This window comes from Pseudomonas sp. Z4-20, assembly GCF_051131955.1.
In the GTDB taxonomy this organism is placed as follows: domain Bacteria; phylum Pseudomonadota; class Gammaproteobacteria; order Pseudomonadales; family Pseudomonadaceae; genus Aquipseudomonas; species Aquipseudomonas marvdashtae.
This window is the reverse complement of record NZ_CP071641.1, coordinates 1,449,004-1,464,346: the sequence shown is the minus strand read 5'-3', so window position 1 is coordinate 1,464,346 and position 15,343 is coordinate 1,449,004. Positions and strand designations below refer to the sequence as shown.

Annotated in this window: 16 protein-coding genes and 2 pseudogenes; 9 read left to right on the top strand and 9 right to left on the bottom strand. The window is 60.6% G+C overall.

From position 1 onward, the window contains the following. Positions 1-65: 65 nt before the first annotated feature. The 4 genes and pseudogenes from J3P82_RS06760 to colR all read right to left on the bottom strand — a co-directional run bounded on the left by J3P82_RS06760 (position 66) and on the right by colR (position 2,487). Positions 66-293 carry a hypothetical protein gene (locus J3P82_RS06760; RefSeq protein WP_434561700.1) on the bottom strand — a complete coding sequence of 76 codons (228 nt, stop codon included), beginning with the start codon at positions 291-293 and terminating at the stop codon, positions 66-68. Between the two features lie 2 nt (positions 294-295). Beyond that, positions 296-397: pseudogene (locus J3P82_RS06755) on the bottom strand (lipopolysaccharide kinase InaA family protein); the annotation flags it as partial. Positions 398-536: 139 nt separating this feature from the next. Next, positions 537-1,814, bottom strand: coding sequence for a sensor histidine kinase (locus tag J3P82_RS06750; protein ID WP_434561698.1), 1,278 nt, complete (start codon positions 1,812-1,814; stop codon positions 537-539). Next, entirely contained in the window at positions 1,804-2,487 is a 684-nt protein-coding gene (colR, locus tag J3P82_RS06745; protein WP_434561696.1) for a two-component system response regulator ColR, read from the bottom strand. Before colR ends, J3P82_RS06750 begins: the two co-directional genes overlap by 11 nt. Positions 2,488-2,718: 231 nt before the next feature. On the opposite strand from colR, the gene J3P82_RS06740 reads away from it, so the two are divergent. Continuing rightward, the gene (locus J3P82_RS06740) at positions 2,719-3,462 is read left to right on the top strand and encodes a phosphatase PAP2 family protein (RefSeq protein WP_434561694.1); all 744 of its coding nucleotides are present in this window, start codon (positions 2,719-2,721) and stop codon (positions 3,460-3,462) included. An 86-nt stretch (positions 3,463-3,548) separates the two neighbouring features. Here J3P82_RS06740 and groL read toward each other — a convergent pair whose 3' ends face one another. From groL to J3P82_RS06720, 4 genes are all read right to left on the bottom strand, one after another. Continuing rightward, the gene (gene groL / locus J3P82_RS06735) at positions 3,549-5,192 is read right to left on the bottom strand and encodes a chaperonin GroEL (protein ID WP_186635754.1); all 1,644 of its coding nucleotides are present in this window, start codon (positions 5,190-5,192) and stop codon (positions 3,549-3,551) included. Positions 5,193-5,241: 49 nt separating this feature from the next. After that, entirely contained in the window at positions 5,242-5,535 is a 294-nt protein-coding gene (locus J3P82_RS06730; protein ID WP_024619193.1) for a co-chaperone GroES, read from the bottom strand. Positions 5,536-5,792: 257 nt separating this feature from the next. Next, on the bottom strand, positions 5,793-6,269 hold the full coding sequence (locus J3P82_RS06725; RefSeq protein WP_434561692.1) for an FxsA family protein: 477 nt from the start codon (positions 6,267-6,269) through the stop codon (positions 5,793-5,795). 66 nt (positions 6,270-6,335) lie between these two features. After that, entirely contained in the window at positions 6,336-7,067 is a 732-nt protein-coding gene (locus J3P82_RS06720) for a HugZ family protein (protein WP_434561690.1), read from the bottom strand. Between the two features lie 78 nt (positions 7,068-7,145). Between J3P82_RS06720 and J3P82_RS06715 the strand changes: the two are divergent. Next, positions 7,146-7,384: pseudogene (locus tag J3P82_RS06715) on the top strand (SDR family oxidoreductase); the annotation flags it as partial. A gap of 49 nt (positions 7,385-7,433) precedes the next feature. Here J3P82_RS06715 and apbC read toward each other — a convergent pair. Then, positions 7,434-8,528: an iron-sulfur cluster carrier protein ApbC gene (apbC, locus tag J3P82_RS06710; protein ID WP_434561688.1), complete on the bottom strand. Its 1,095-nt coding sequence runs from the start codon at positions 8,526-8,528 to the stop codon at positions 7,434-7,436. Between the two features lie 315 nt (positions 8,529-8,843). On the opposite strand from apbC, the gene metG reads away from it, so the two are divergent. From metG to nth, 7 genes are all read left to right on the top strand, one after another. Then, complete coding sequence (metG, locus tag J3P82_RS06705; protein ID WP_434561686.1) at positions 8,844-10,889, top strand: methionine--tRNA ligase; 2,046 nt, start codon at positions 8,844-8,846, stop codon at positions 10,887-10,889. Positions 10,890-11,015: 126 nt separating this feature from the next. After that, positions 11,016-11,588 (top strand): Rnf-Nqr domain containing protein, encoded by a 573-nt coding sequence (locus J3P82_RS06700; protein WP_434561684.1) that lies wholly within the window; start codon positions 11,016-11,018, stop codon positions 11,586-11,588. Beyond that, complete coding sequence (gene rsxB, locus J3P82_RS06695; RefSeq protein WP_434561682.1) at positions 11,585-12,601, top strand: electron transport complex subunit RsxB; 1,017 nt, start codon at positions 11,585-11,587, stop codon at positions 12,599-12,601. The genes J3P82_RS06700 and rsxB overlap by 4 nt, the downstream gene beginning before the upstream one ends. After that, complete coding sequence (locus J3P82_RS06690) at positions 12,588-13,574, top strand: RnfABCDGE type electron transport complex subunit D (protein WP_434561680.1); 987 nt, start codon at positions 12,588-12,590, stop codon at positions 13,572-13,574. The genes rsxB and J3P82_RS06690 overlap by 14 nt, the downstream gene beginning before the upstream one ends. Next, a complete protein-coding gene (locus J3P82_RS06685) occupies positions 13,571-14,182 on the top strand; it encodes an RnfABCDGE type electron transport complex subunit G (RefSeq protein WP_434561678.1) in 612 nt (203 codons plus the stop codon). Before J3P82_RS06690 ends, J3P82_RS06685 begins: the two co-directional genes overlap by 4 nt. Further along, a complete protein-coding gene (locus J3P82_RS06680; protein WP_434561676.1) occupies positions 14,175-14,705 on the top strand; it encodes an Rnf-Nqr domain containing protein in 531 nt (176 codons plus the stop codon). The genes J3P82_RS06685 and J3P82_RS06680 overlap by 8 nt, the downstream gene beginning before the upstream one ends. Further along, the gene (nth, locus tag J3P82_RS06675; protein WP_186635724.1) at positions 14,702-15,340 is read left to right on the top strand and encodes an endonuclease III; all 639 of its coding nucleotides are present in this window, start codon (positions 14,702-14,704) and stop codon (positions 15,338-15,340) included. Before J3P82_RS06680 ends, nth begins: the two co-directional genes overlap by 4 nt. Positions 15,341-15,343 lie beyond the last annotated feature (3 nt).

Genomic DNA, 15,343 nt, shown 5'->3' with positions numbered 1-15,343 from the left:
CATGGAATCCGCAGGAAAATAAAAGGCCTCGCAAATGCGAGGCCTTTTATTTTTAACCATGACACTTAACTCTGCGGCCGCATGCCTTGAGACAGGCTGAACATGAACAGCAACAAGTCGTCATCCGGTCGGATCGCCTCGCTGGTCTTGGCCACGCGAGGCACAGGGCAATGCGCGCCAACCGTGGAGGCACTGAGGATCTGCGAACGCGGCTGTTCCCACACCGCCACCGCCATTGAGGTAACTGCCAGGGCTCCGACTAAAAATAAACCTCTAGCAATTTCTAGTTTCATCGTTATAAACCTTTGATAGCGCTGCCAAACGCCGTCTCGTAAAAGTAGACCAGTTTTTCCCAGTCGGCGCCTTGGAACGACGAATGGCGCTGCAGCTGCTTCATTTTGAAAAATCCAACTTGATGGCTTTGGACATTGGGGCTCTCCGTTATTGATCAGCCCACCCTATGAAACGGAGTGTCGTCGCCTTGTGAAAAAACCGTCAAGTACCGAGGAATCATTTCAAGTTTTTTCGACGAGCCGTCATCCCTTCGGATTCAAATCCACTACGAAACGGCAACCGTTAGGCTCCATCGTGCTGAGGCTGACCGTCCAACCCTGATCCTCGCAAATCCGCTGCACCAACGACAGCCCGAGCCCCAGCCCCTCGCCGCGCTTTTCATTACCGCGCACGAACGGCTCGAACATCGCCTCACGCTTTTCCTCGGGAATCCCCACGCCGCTGTCTTCGACCACGAACCCCGTGGCGGTCAGCGAGACGCGGATAAAGCCCTGATCGGTGTAGTGCAACGCGTTACGCAGCAAATTCCCCATGACGGCAGTCAGGAATGTGGCGTTATACGGCGTATCGGCGGTGTGCCCTGGCTCGAAGACCAATGTGAGGCCCTTGGATTCGATCGGCGTGCGCCAGACCCCGAGAAGGTTTTCTGCCACCTGTCCCAATGTCGCCCGGGGCGACATGCCGTTGTCTTCACGCTGGGCCCGGGCGAGCATCAGGAAGGTCTGCACCAGCTCGCGCATTTCTTCACTGGCACGGTTGATGCGCTCGACCTGAGTGCGTCCCCGCTGATCCAGTGCCGGATTTTCCAACAGCAGTTCGCAGGACGTGGCCAAGACCATCAACGGGGTGCGCAGCTCATGGCTGACATCGCTGGTGAACAGCCGCTCACGGGTCAGGGCTTGGCGCAGCCGTCCCAATGTCGCGTCGAAGGCCACGGCCAGCTCGCCCACTTCGTCGGCGGCATAGTCCGGGGCCAGCGGCGGAGCAAGTCCCAGGAGCTGGTCGCGATGTCGCACTTGCCGGGCCAGGCGAACCACCGGCGCCATCACTCGGCGTGCCAGCACCCAGCCCAGGAATACCGCCAACGCCAGACTGAGCACGAAACCCACCAGCACCACGGCGAAGAGCACGCGTTCGCGCTCCTCGAAATCGCTCTGGTCTTGCAATAACACGTAGTGTCGGCCGTCAACGATCTCTACCATCGCGTGATAGGACAGTTGGTCGCGAAACACTTCATGGAAGCCACGGTCGAGATGGCGCAAATCCTTGGGCAACTCGAAATCACCTGGGCCGCCAGTGAAGTAGAACAATTGGTCGGGTTCAGGGCGATGACTCCAGTCGGAAACACTGTCCATCAGCAGCAGGCGTTGCAGGTCTCCACCGAGACCGGCGGAAATCAGTTTTTCTTCCACCAGGTGAACCGTTGCCACGATACCGAGGGCAAAAGCCCCCGCCACCAATGCGCTCATCAGTGCGAAAGCGATGATGATCCGTTGGGCAAGGCTTTGCTTAAACTCCATCTCGGCCCTCGGCCAAGCGGTAACCCACGCCGTGCACCGTGTGCAGCAGCGGCTTCTCGAACGGCTTGTCGATCACCTGGCGCAATTGGTGGACATGGCTGCGCAGGCTGTCACTGTCCGGACAATCGTCTCCCCACAAGGCTTCTTCGAGGATTTCGCGGCGCAGCACGTGAGGGCTTTTCTGCATCAATACCGCCAGCAGCTTCAGGCCAACGGGGTTGAGCTTGAGCAGCCGCCCTTCACGGGTCACTTCCAATGTATCGAGGTCGTAGCTCAAGTCTGCGACCTGCAGGGCGCGCCGGCCGCCGCCCTGGGCGCGGCGCATGACAGCTTCGATCCGCGCTGCCAGCTCGGACAAGGCAAAGGGCTTGACCAGATAATCGTCAGCCCCGGATTTGAAGCCTTGCAGACGGTCGTCCAATTGGTCTCGCGCAGTGAGCATGATCACCGGCGTATCGCGCCGGGCGTCTTCGCGCAAGCGCTTGCACAAGGTGTAGCCGTCGATGCCCGGCAGCATGATATCGAGCACGATCAAGTCATAGTGTTCGGTCGCGGCCAGGTGCAACCCCGACAAACCGTCCTGGGCGCAATCGACGGTATAACCCTTGAGTCCCAGGTAGTCGGCCAGGTTGGCCAGGATGTCACGGTTGTCTTCGACCAATAGAATTCGCATGGGCATCTCCTCTGCGCACGTAGGCAATCGTCGTGGCCCGCGCAGCTTAAGGCCAAGCGTGCCGCACCGCTAGGGTTGTATCCGCTTGTGTCAGGCCAGCGGGGAGCAATCCCAGAAGAGAGCCAGCTGGATTGACGAGTTTTTCACCACGGATTCACGCCTCGCCAACGCCGCGGGGAACAGACTCCGCATCACCTGCTGCCCACGAAGACTTCCCACATAGGTATCGCCATGGTTTCCATCGCCCTGCGCCCCGCCTCCAGACCGCTGAACTTACGGATCGCCCTGGGTGTTCCTGTCGCAGTCGCGCTCATCCTGGTGCTGCTGGAATTGACCACGCTGGATATGACATTGGCCAGGCTTTTCTACAGCTCCGCTGATGGTGGATTCATTGGCCGGCATAGTTTTTTTCTAGAAGACATCCTGCACGACCGGGCCAAACAACTGGTCATCGTCTTTTCGGTACTTTCGGTCCTCGGCTTCGTCGCTTCGTTTTTTATCGCTCGACTCGCGCCTTTCAAGCGGGAGCTGGGTTGCCTGGTCCTGTCCCTCGCGCTGGCAACTGCCTTTGTCACGCCGCTCAAAGCCGTGACGGCCGTGCAATGCCCCTGGAGCCTGAAGGAATTTGGCGGCAAGGAAACCTACAGTGAATTGCTGAGCCCGCGTCCGGCGACGCAAAAACCTGGCCGCTGCTGGCCGGGCGGGCACGCCGCCACTGGTTTTACGCTCTTCGCGCTGTTTTTCGTATTGCGTGACCGCCGCCCACGCCTGGCTCGCCAGGCGCTTATCTTCGCATTTGGGCTGGGTACGGTGTTTTCGGTGGGCCGGATGATGCAAGGGGCGCACTTTTTCTCCCACAACGTGTGGACGGCAGTGTTCTGTTGGCTGATTTGCCTGGGTTGTTATTGCTGGATTCTTTACCGGCCGGCCTCCAAGGATGAGCGTGCGGTTGGCATTCAGCCCGTCAGCGCCTGAATTCGCGTCGCAGGGTGAATCCAACGTATTAAAAAACCCCGCCTGCTTTCGCAGGCGGGGTTTTTCGCTACAGGGGTAAGGCTGGCTTACATCATGCCGCCCATACCACCCATGCCGCCCATGTCTGGCATGCCGCCGCCAGCTGGAGCGTCGTCCTTGATTTCAGCGATCATCGCCTCGGTGGTGATCATCAGGCTGGCAATCGACGAAGCCGCTTGCAGGGCCGAACGAGTCACTTTGGCTGGATCCAGGATACCCATTTCGATCATGTCGCCGTATTCGCCGGTGGCAGCGTTGTAACCGTAGTTACCCGAACCCTGCTTGACCTTGTCGACCACTACGCTTGGCTCGTCGCCGGAGTTGGCAACGATCTGGCGCAGAGGCGCTTCAACAGCGCGACGCAGCAACTGGATGCCCACGTTCTGGTCATCGTTGTCGCCTTTGAGCTCGCTGATGGCTTGCAGGGCACGAACCAGTGCCACGCCGCCGCCAGGCACCACGCCTTCTTCAACGGCTGCGCGGGTCGCGTGCAGGGCGTCTTCAACGCGGGCTTTCTTCTCTTTCATTTCAACTTCGGAACCGGCGCCAACCTTGATGACAGCAACACCGCCGGACAGCTTGGCCAGGCGCTCTTGCAGTTTTTCACGGTCGTAGTCGGACGAAGTCTCGGCAACTTGTGCACGGATCTGGGTTACGCGAGCCTGGATGTCAGTCTCAACGCCAGCGCCGTCGATGACGGTGGTGTTTTCCTTGGTCACGGTCACGCGCTTGGCATTACCCAGGTGTTCCAGGGTAGCGCTTTCCAGGCTCAGGCCGATCTCTTCGGAGATAACGGTACCGCCGGTCAGGACAGCGATGTCCTGCAGCATGGCCTTGCGGCGATCGCCGAAGCCTGGTGCCTTGACGGCAACGACCTTGACGATACCGCGCATGTTGTTCACAACCAGCGTCGCCAGGGCTTCGCCTTCAACGTCTTCGCTCACGATCAACAGCGGGCGGCCGGCCTTGGCAACAGCTTCCAGCACTGGCAGCAGCTCACGGATGTTGGAGATCTTTTTGTCGACCAGCAGGATCAGCGGACCGTCGAGCTCGGCGGTCATGGTGTCCGGCTTGTTGACGAAGTACGGGGACAGGTAGCCACGGTCGAACTGCATGCCTTCTACAACCGACAGTTCGTTTTCCAGGCCCGAGCCTTCTTCAACGGTGATCACGCCTTCTTTACCGACTTTTTCCATGGCTTCGGCAATGATGTCGCCGATGGAGCTGTCGGAGTTGGCGGAGATGGTGCCGACCTGAGCGATTGCCTTGGTGTCAGCGCATGGCTTGGACAGGGCCTTGAGCTCTTTGACAATGGCGATGGTTGCCTTGTCGATACCGCGCTTGAGGTCCATCGGGTTCATGCCGGCAGCGACGGCTTTCAGGCCTTCGTTGACGATCGACTGAGCCAGTACGGTCGCGGTGGTGGTACCGTCGCCTGCGTCATCGTTGGCACGGGAGGCAACGTCTTTAACCAGCTGCGCGCCCATGTTTTCGAAGCGATCTTTCAGCTCGATTTCTTTGGCTACGGAAACGCCGTCCTTGGTGATGGTCGGAGCGCCGAAGCTCTTCTCGATGATCACGTTACGGCCTTTCGGGCCCAGGGTCGCTTTTACTGCGTCAGCCAGGACGTTGACACCGGCGAGCATTTTCTTGCGGGCGGAATCGCCGAATTTAACTTCTTTAGCAGCCATGATCGATATTCCTTAAATACTTTGTAGTAGCGGGAAAATGAGCGGGGAATCAGCCTTCGACAACAGCGAGGATTTCGCTTTCGCCGATAACCAGCAGGTCTTCACCGTCGACTTTCACTGTGTTGCTGCCGGAGTAAGGGCCGAACACAACCTTGTCACCCACTTTCACGGACAGCGCACGTACTTCACCGTTTTCCAGGGCTTTGCCTGGGCCAACAGCGAGGACTTCACCCTGGTTTGGCTTTTCAGCAGCCGAACCTGGCAGGACGATACCGCCAGCGGTTTTCTTTTCTTCTTCGCTGCGACGGACGACGACGCGGTCATGCAGAGGACGAAGCTTCATTGTCGATCTCTCCTAATTGTGGTTTTCATCGGCCGGTGTAGTCCCGGCGGGTTTAACGAATCCGGCGGTGCCGGGTGCGGTTCGCCAAGCGAACCGCGGAAGTCTGTCCGGCGTTGCCACCGGAAACCTTGCGGTGACCCATACATAAGGGCGTACAAGCCGATTACAAGGGCCGGGTATGAATTTTTTTCTTCAAGCGGGCAAACGAACACGGCACCCGAAGGTGCCGTGTGGCTGGCTGCCGTGTCACTGGAAAGCTACTTGGGATCGCGGTGTTCGAATTCGCCTTCGATCACGTTGGGCTCGCGGCCCAGGGGTTCTCGCGGAGCCGGCCCGCCACGTGGCTGCAGGTCGTCGGCGAAGGCCCGCTGGTGCATCGCCTGTTCTTCGGCGCGCCGGCGCATTTTATTGGCCACCAACCGCCGGGTGATTGGCAACAACATGACCAGGCCCAGCACATCGCTGATGAAGCCAGGCAGGATCAACAGACCGCCACCCAGGGCGAGCATCAGGCCCTCGAGCATGGTCTGCGCAGGCAGCTCGCCCCGACTCAGGCTTTCACGGGCGCGCAGCGCCGTGGCAAGGCCGGCGATACGCAGCACGAACACGCCGAGCATCGAGCCGAGAATGACCAGCAGCAGCGCCGGGAAAAACCCGATCGCACCGCTGACCTTGACGAATACGAACAGCTCCAACACCGGGAACAGCAGAAAGAGCAACAAAAAAGGGCGCATCAAATGGTTCCTCAACGCAAGAATACCTTGCTATGAAAACCTAAATGACGTCGCCCTTTCGTGAATTCAAGCGCCGACCTCCAGATTTTTCGGCCATTGCTCAGCGTGAGCCAGGTAAACCAACGCTTCGCGCACTTGTGTCGGCGTGTTGCAAGGTGCGGGAAACGCCAACCAATGCAAGCCTTCGCCGATACGCAGGTGCATGCCTTCACTGTCGATACCCACCAGTTGCGCCGGTTCGGTTTTCGGCAGGCTGGCCAAGTCCACGTAGTGGGCGATGGCCTTGGCGTGATCGGCGTTCATATGTTCGATCATGCTGGCTTCGGCCTTGCCCGCAAAGGGGTTGGCCAAGGTGATCTGATCGATCCAGTGAATCGCGCCAAAGCCACCGATGTAACGGTGGCGCACCGGGGTGAGCACCCAGAAATCAAAATCGTGGGCCTTGTGATAGTTCTGCGAATCAGGGAAATAGCGGTAATAACGTTCGGCGGCAAACTCGATGGCGGCACTGTCCTCGAGCTTCTGCGCCTCGGCCAGGTAAGTCAGGCGCCCTACCGCTTGCACATCTTCAGCGCCCCGCTCGCCGACCAGCATCGAGCACCTGGCGTCCTTCTGGAGGTTGTGGGTGTGCTGCGCGATGCGGCTAATGAGAATCAACGGCCGGCCCTGATCATCCAGGCAGTACGGCACCACGGAACCGAACGGGAAACCAGGCATGGCTTTGGAATGGGTGGAGAGCATCCCACGGTATTCCTTGAGCAGTAATTCTCGTGCATGCTTAGCGGGCTCAACGCTCAATTTATGACTCCTTTTATGAAATCCGTCTAAAAACCGTCGGGTGACTGAGATATTGTTCCAGTACGCCTTCGGGCAGCTCTCGTGTGGGCCAAGGAACTGGCACGATACGGCATCCGCGTGGCGGGTATCGCACCGGGCTTTATCGAAACCGAGATGACCCTGGGCATGAAGCCCGAAGCCCTAAAAAGATGACGTCCGCAATTCCGCTCAAGCGCATGGGCAAACCCGAGGAGATCGCCCATTCGGCCGCCTACATCTTCGAGAACGATTACTACACCGGGCGCATCCTGGAAATGGACGGCGGATTGCGGATCTGACATCACCGCAGAGGGACGCGCTTGCTCGTGTCCCTCTCTGATCAGCTCATCAATCGTCGCTGACGGTAATGTTCGGCATCGCCGGCGTCGCCGCTTCCTGCAACACGATCCGCGCGCCCACGTGGCGGGCCAACTCTTGATAGACCATGGCGATCTGGCTGTCCGGCTCGGCGATGACGGTTGGCTTGCCGCCGTCGGCCTGTTCGCGGATCAGCATCGACAGCGGCAGCGAGGCCAGTAGCTCAACGCCGTACTGAGTTGCCAGTTTTTCACCGCCGCCTTCACCGAACAGATGCTCGGCGTGTCCGCAATTGGAGCAGATGTGCACGGCCATGTTTTCCACCACGCCCAGCACCGGGATGTTCACCTTGCGGAACATCTCCACGCCCTTGCGGGCGTCCAGCAAGGCCAGGTCTTGAGGCGTGGTGACGATCACCGCGCCGGCCACCGGGACTTTCTGTGCCAGGGTCAGCTGGATGTCACCGGTGCCCGGCGGCATGTCGATCACCAGGTAGTCCAGGTCGCCCCACGCGGTTTGCGTGACCAACTGCAGCAAGGCGCCCGAAACCATCGGCCCGCGCCAGACCATCGGCGTGTTGTCGTCGGTCAGGAACGCCATGGACATGACTTCCACGCCATGGGACTGGATCGGCACGAACCACTTCTGGTCCTTGATCTGCGGTCGGGTGCCCTCGGCGACGCCGAACATGATGCCCTGGCTCGGGCCGTAGATGTCGGCGTCGAGAATACCGACCTTGGCCCCTTCACGGGCCAAGGCCAGGGCCAGGTTGGCGGCGGTGGTGGACTTGCCGACGCCGCCCTTGCCCGACGCCACGGCGATCACATTCTTGACGTTGGCCAGCCCAGGCACCTGCGCCTGGGCCTTGTGGGCGGCAATCACGCTGTTGACCTGGACCTTTGCGGCTGCCACGCCGTCCAGGCCCTCGATCGCCATCTGCAGCATTTGCGCCCAACCGCTCTTGAACAGGTCGGCGGCATAGCCAATTTCCAGCTGGACGCTGACACGATCCCCCTGGATATCGATGGCGCGCACACATCCGGCGCTCACCGGGTCCTGGTTCAGGTAGGGGTCGGTGTATTGGCGAAGAACGGCTTCCACCGCTGCGCGATTGACGGCGCTCATGGGCAACTCCGATAGCAAGACTTGAAAACAGGCCGCTATCCTACGCCGCGCATGCTGTCGTGGCGACCCGATTAAGGACGACAAACGCTCTTGTGGCGAGGGAGCTTGCTCCCGCTCGACTGCGCAGCAGTCGCAATGGGGCTGACGCAGTTCGCCTGCATGCCTGGCTGACAGCTTTGGGGCGGCTTCGCCACCCAGCGGGAGCAAGCTCCCTCGCCACAACCGCGCAGCACTCTGAAACAGCCCCGAAGGGTGAAAAAAAGCCGCCAGCGCTTTATAGTGGCCGACCTCCGTTTCATCAAGTAGCCGAGCCCCATGTCCGAGCCACGCAAGATCCTCGTCACCAGCGCCCTGCCCTATGCCAATGGTTCGATTCACCTCGGCCATATGCTGGAATACATCCAGACCGATATGTGGACGCGCTTCCAGAAACATCGCGGCAATCAATGCATCTACGTCTGCGCCGACGACGCCCACGGTTCGGCCATCATGTTGCGCGCGGAAAAAGAAGGCATCACCCCGGAGCAACTGATCGCCAACGTCCAGGCTGAGCACAGCGCCGACTTTGCCGAGTTCCTGGTGGACTTCGACAACTTCCACTCCACTCACGCCGAAGAAAACCGTGAGCTGTCGAGCCAGATCTATTTGAAGCTGCGTGATGCCGGGCACATTTCGACCCGTTCGGTCACGCAGTACTTCGACCCGGAAAAGAAAATGTTCCTGGCCGACCGCTTCATCAAGGGCACCTGCCCGAAATGCGGCACCGAAGACCAGTACGGCGACAATTGTGAAAAATGCGGCGCCACTTACGCACCGACCGACCTGAAAGACCCGAAATCGGCGATTTCTGGAGCGACCCCGGTGCTCAGGGACTCCCAGCATTTTTTCTTCAAGCTGCCGGATTTCCAGCAGATGCTGCAGACCTGGACCCGCAGCGGCACGTTGCAGGACGCCGTGGCCAACAAGCTCGCCGAGTGGCTCGACTCTGGCCTGCAAGAGTGGGACATTTCCCGCGATGCGCCGTATTTCGGCTTCGAGATTCCCGGCGAGCCTGGCAAATATTTCTACGTATGGCTGGATGCGCCCATCGGCTACATGGCGAGTTTCAAGAACCTTTGCGACCGCACCCCGGAGCTGGACTTCGATGAGTTCTGGGCAAAGGACTCCACGGCCGAGGTGTATCACTTCATCGGCAAGGACATCGTCAACTTCCACGCGCTGTTCTGGCCCGCCATGCTTGAAGGCGCCGGTTTCCGCAAGCCGACCGGCATCAACGTCCATGGCTACCTGACCGTCAATGGCCAGAAAATGTCCAAGTCCCGCGGCACCTTCATCAAGGCGCGGACTTACCTGGACCACCTGTCGCCGGAATACCTGCGCTATTACTACGCGGCCAAGCTGGGCCGTGGCGTCGATGACCTGGACCTGAATCTCGAAGACTTCGTGCAGAAGGTCAACTCCGACCTGGTGGGCAAGGTCGTCAACATTGCCAGCCGTTGCGCCGGGTTCATCCACAAAGGCAACGCCGGTGTGCTGGTGGCGGGCAATGCCGCGCCGGAGCTGACCGAGGCCTTCCTGGCCGCCGCGCCAAGCATCGCCGAAGCCTACGAGGGCCGCGACTTCGCCCGTGCCATGCGCGAAATCATGGGGCTGGCCGACCGTGCCAATGCCTGGATCGCCGACAAGGCACCGTGGTCACTGGCCAAGCAGGAAGGCAAGCAGGACGAAGTGCAGGCGATCTGCGCCCTGGGCATCAACCTGTTCCGCCAGTTGGTGATCTTCCTCAAGCCGGTGCTGCCGTTGCTGGCCGCCGATGCCGAAGCGTTCCTGAACGTTGCGCCACTGACCTGGAACGATCACCAGACTCTGCTGAGCAACCATCAGTTGAACGCGTTCAAGCCGCTGATGACCCGCATCGACCCGACCAAGGTACAAGCCATGATCGACGCCTCCAAGGAAGACCTGGCCGCCAGCCAGACCGACACCGGCGGCCCTGCCGGCAACGGCGAACTGGCCAAGGATCCGTTGTCGCCGGAAATCGATTTCGATGCGTTCGCCGCCATCGACCTGCGCGTGGCGCTGATCGTCAAGGCTGAGGCCGTCGAAGGCGCCGACAAGCTGCTGCGCCTGACCCTGGATATCGGCGATGAGCAACGCAACGTGTTCTCCGGCATCAAGAGCGCGTACCCGGACCCTGCCAAGCTCGAAGGCCGGCTGACGATGATGATCGCCAACCTCAAGCCGCGCAAAATGCGCTTCGGTATTTCGGAAGGCATGGTGATGGCGGCCGGCCCCGGCGGCGAGGAAATCTACCTGCTGAGCCCGGACAGCGGTGCCAAGCCGGGCCAACGAATCAAATAACACGACGGCGCGCTGCACCGATCCCACGGTGGCTGTCGAGCGACTGTGGGATTTTCATATCTGGCTCACTCTCACGGCGTGCCGGATAATGCCTACTCTTGTAACAGGCACTGTCACCCAATACCCATGACCGAAATCCTCTTGCCCCTATTGAGCGCGGCCCTGATCAACAACCTCGTGTTGCATTGGCCGCTGGGCGTCGATCCGCTCTTGGCAGCCGAGGGCAGAGACCAGGTCCATGCCTTGGGCCTGGCGACGGCATGCCTGATGCTGATAGTGGGGACCTTGGGGTATCTGATCGATTATTGGCTGCTGGTGCCGGCCGACCTGGCGTCGCTGCGGTTATTCGTGTGGCTGCCCCTGAGCGTATTGCTGATCGGGCCGTTGTTGCGGCGGCTGGCGCGCACGTTTCCCTTGTTACCATTCGACGGCCTGTGGCCCATGTTGCTCGGCAACGCCGGCATATTGGGTGTCACCCTGCTCAACAGCCGGGAGGGATCAGGCTTGGGCCAGGCCATTGCCGCGAGCCTGGGCGCCGGGCTGGGTTTCTGGCTGGTATTGAGTCTGTTCGATGACTTGCGCCAGCGAGTCCTGGGTAACAATATTCCCCAGCCTTTTCGAGGCCTGCCGATTCAGTTGATCAGCGCCGGACTGATGGCGGTGGCCTTTCTCGGATTACGCGGGCTGGTCAAGACATGAGCCTGATTCAACGTATCGACGCCTTGCTCCCGCAGACTCAATGCGGTAAATGCGGCCATCCCGGTTGCAAGCCTTACGCTGAAGGCATCGCCCAGGGTGAGCCCATCAACAAATGCCCGCCAGGCGCAAGCGAGACCATCACGGCCCTGGCCGAGCTGATGAAGATCCCGGTGCTGGAGCTGGACGTCAGTCGCGGCTCGGCGCCGGCGCAGCTCGCCTTTATCCGCGAGGCCGAATGCATCGGTTGTACCAAATGCATCCAGGCCTGCCCGGTGGACGCGATTGTCGGCGCGGCAAAGCTGATGCACACCGTGCTTGTCGACGAATGCACTGGCTGCGATCTGTGCGTGGCGCCATGCCCAGTGGACTGTATCGAGATGCGGCCATTGCCGATGGCAACCGTATTGCCGATCGTGGGGGGCTTGGCCTTCAGCGTCGAGGAACAGCAGGCGCGAACCGCCAAGCGCAATCACGCCCGCCGACGCTTTGAACAACGCAACGCGCGCCTGCGTCGCGAAGAAGAGCAGCGCCAGGCCGAGCGTCTCGCCCGTACCCAGCGCAACGTCCAGCAAGCCGAGGCACAGCCCCTTGACCCGGTGCAGGCAGCGCTGGAGCGAGTGCGCGCACAGAAAGCCGCCAGCGCCGATGCCGCCTTGAAAAAAGCCAAGATCGATTTGGCCATGAGTCGGGCGCAACTGAACAAATCCTTGAAAGCGTTCGGCCATCCGCCGACCTTCGAGCAGCAGTCGCAACTGATCGTGCTGCAACGCCAGTTCGAGACGGCGGAGCAAGTGCTGGCCCAACTGGAAAACAGCGCTTGCCCCGTTGCTTCAGCGCCAGCCGCCATGCCGGTAAACGACGCCGAGCTCAAGCGGGCCAAGATCCAGCTGGCGATGCGTCGCGCAGAGCTGAGCAAGGCCCGGACTGCCGCGGCATCGCAGGAGCAACTGCAAGCGTTGGAGCAAGCCGTAAAAGACGCCGAACAGCAAGTGAACGCCCATGCCGCTACCTGACCCGGTGGACGAACGACTGCGACAAGCCATGCGGCAAGTGCTGCTGGCGGCGCTGCCCGGAGTGCTGGTGTCGGTGTGGGTCTACGGCTGGGGCGTGCTGCTCAACTTGCTGTTGTCAGGCCTCGCCGCACTGGCGGTCGAGGCGCTGGTGTTGCGTTTGCGGCGATGGCCACTCAAGCCGGGCCTGAGCGACGGTAGCGCATGGGTCAGCGCCCTCTTGCTGGCCTTGGCCTTGCCGGCGTATTGCCCTTGGTGGCTGATCGTCACAGCGGTCGCCTGCGCCTTGTTGTTCGGCAAGCATTTATGGGGCGGAGTCGGCAGCAATCCGTTCAACCCGGCGATGTTGGGGTATGCCCTGGTGCTCGTGGCGTTTCCCCAGTACATGAGCCAATGGCCCTCGCTCCACGGCATGGACCTGCTCGAGGGCTTGCGGCAGGTTGCTGGCATTGCCCAGGCGCCCGACGGGTGGGCCGCAGCCACAGCATTGGACAGCCTGCAGATCAATAGAAGCCTGACCATCGACGAGCTGTTCGCCAGCGACCCGGCGTTCGGTCGCTGGGGTGGACACGGTGTCGAGTGGATCAACCTGGCCTTCCTCGCCGGGGGCCTGTTTCTGTTGCGACAACGGGTATTCAGCTGGCACGCCCCGGTGGGCATGCTTGTCAGTTTGTTCACGATCAGCTTGCTGTGCTGGAGCGGCTCGGGCTCGGACTCCCATGGCTCGCCACTGTTTCATCTGCTGACCGGAGCCACCATGCTGGGCGCGTTTTTTATCGTGACCGAACCCGTGTCGGGCGCGAAGGCCCCGCTCGCCCGGCTGTTGTTCGGCGCCGGCGCAGGATTACTGGTCTATCTGATTCGCACGTGGGGCGGTTTCCCGGATGGCGTGGCGTTTGCGGTGTTGTTGATGAACCTCGGCGCGCCCGCGCTGGACCGCTTCGTCGAGGCACGACAAAGGCGTTCGGTGACATGAAAAACGTCACGGGCATTGTAATCCTGATACTGCTGACTGGCCTTTGCATCGGCGCCACGTATGTCATGCAAATCAATACCACCGGGCGCATCGAAGCCCAGCGACAAGCGATAGCCAGCAAAACCTTGCTCGACGCACTGCCGGCCGACCGCTACGACAATCAGCCGCTGGAGCGGCCCATCCTCGCGACTCCGGTCACGTTATCTCACAGCACCGTGTTGGGCGGTTACCTGGCGACCCGCACCGGCCGGCCCAGCGCAGTACTGTTACGCAGCCAAGTATCGGGTTATGAAGGCAGCATCGAACTGCTGATCGCTATCGACCCGACAGGCCGACTACTAGGAGTGAAAACACTGCGCCAGTCGGAAACCCCAGGCCTGGGCGCGGCGATCGCCGGCTGGCCGAACACTTGGCTGCAAACCTTCCACGGAAAGTCACTCCAGGCGCCTACCGATAACGGCTGGGCCTTGAAAAAGGATCAGGGCCAATTCGATCAACTGGCTGGCGCGACGGTCACGTCCCGGGCTGTGCTCCAGGCTGTACACGACGCGCTGCGTTACTTCGACGAGAACAAGGCTCGGCTGACAGGAGCGGTTGTTCATGAATAAACCTGCGGCCTGGACCCGTGGACTGGTGCTCGTCCCCCTGGTGGGCGCAAGCGACTCGCTGATCAATTCGCTGCTTCTATGGTGTGCCTGGGTTTTGATCAGCTTCCCCCATGGCGGCACCATGATTTTGCTGAGGCAACGCCTCACGGCCAACCAACGGCTTCTTGCGTCCGTCGTCCTGGCCGCGACGCTGACCGCATGCGCAGGCCTTGTTGCACAGGCCTGGCTGCTGGAGCGCCACGCAGCGTTGAGCCTGTATATCGGATGGATCGCCGTGAGCTGCGTAGCGCTGGACCACACAACCATCGTCGAGCCCCGCATGGCTGCCCAACTCAGGCTGGCGGGACAGTTTGGCCTGTTGATCATCACCCTGGGTGCTCTGCGGGAACTGATCGGCAGGGGCGTCCCACTGGCCCTGCTCGCCCCTGGCGGATTCATTCTGCTGGGCTTGCTGCTGGCGGCTTACCAAGCCTGGAAAACTATCAAAGCCCCATCACCCCAAGAGGAACCGCCGCGCCCATGAACGCCGCAAAACGCCTGGAAATATTTCGTCGTTTCCATGAAGACAACCCGGAGCCGAAAACCGAACTGGCCTATTCCTCTGCCTTCGAGTTGCTGATCGCGGTGATTCTGTCGGCCCAATCCACCGATGTCGGCGTCAACAAGGCTACGGCCAAACTATTCCCCGTGGCCAATACGCCTCAGGCGATCCACGCTCTGGGCGTTGAAGGGCTGTCCGAATACATCAAGACCATCGGGCTGTTCAATAGCAAGGCAAAAAATGTGATCGAAACCTGTCGCCTGTTGATTGAGCGCCACGGGGGCGAAATCCCACAGACTCGGGAGGAGCTGGAGGCCCTGCCGGGCGTCGGTCGCAAGACTGCCAACGTAGTCCTCAACACGGCGTTTCGTCAGTTGACGATGGCGGTCGATACCCACATTTTCCGCGTCAGCAACCGCACCGGCTTGGCTCCAGGCAAAAATGTGGTGGAAGTGGAAAAGAAGCTGCTGAAATTCGTACCCAAGGAATACCTGCTGGACTCCCATCACTGGCTCATCCTCCACGGGCGTTACGTTTGCCTGGCGCGCAAGCCACGCTGCGGGAGTTGCCGGATCGAAGACCTCTGCGAATACAAGCACAAGACATCGGACGATTGAGGC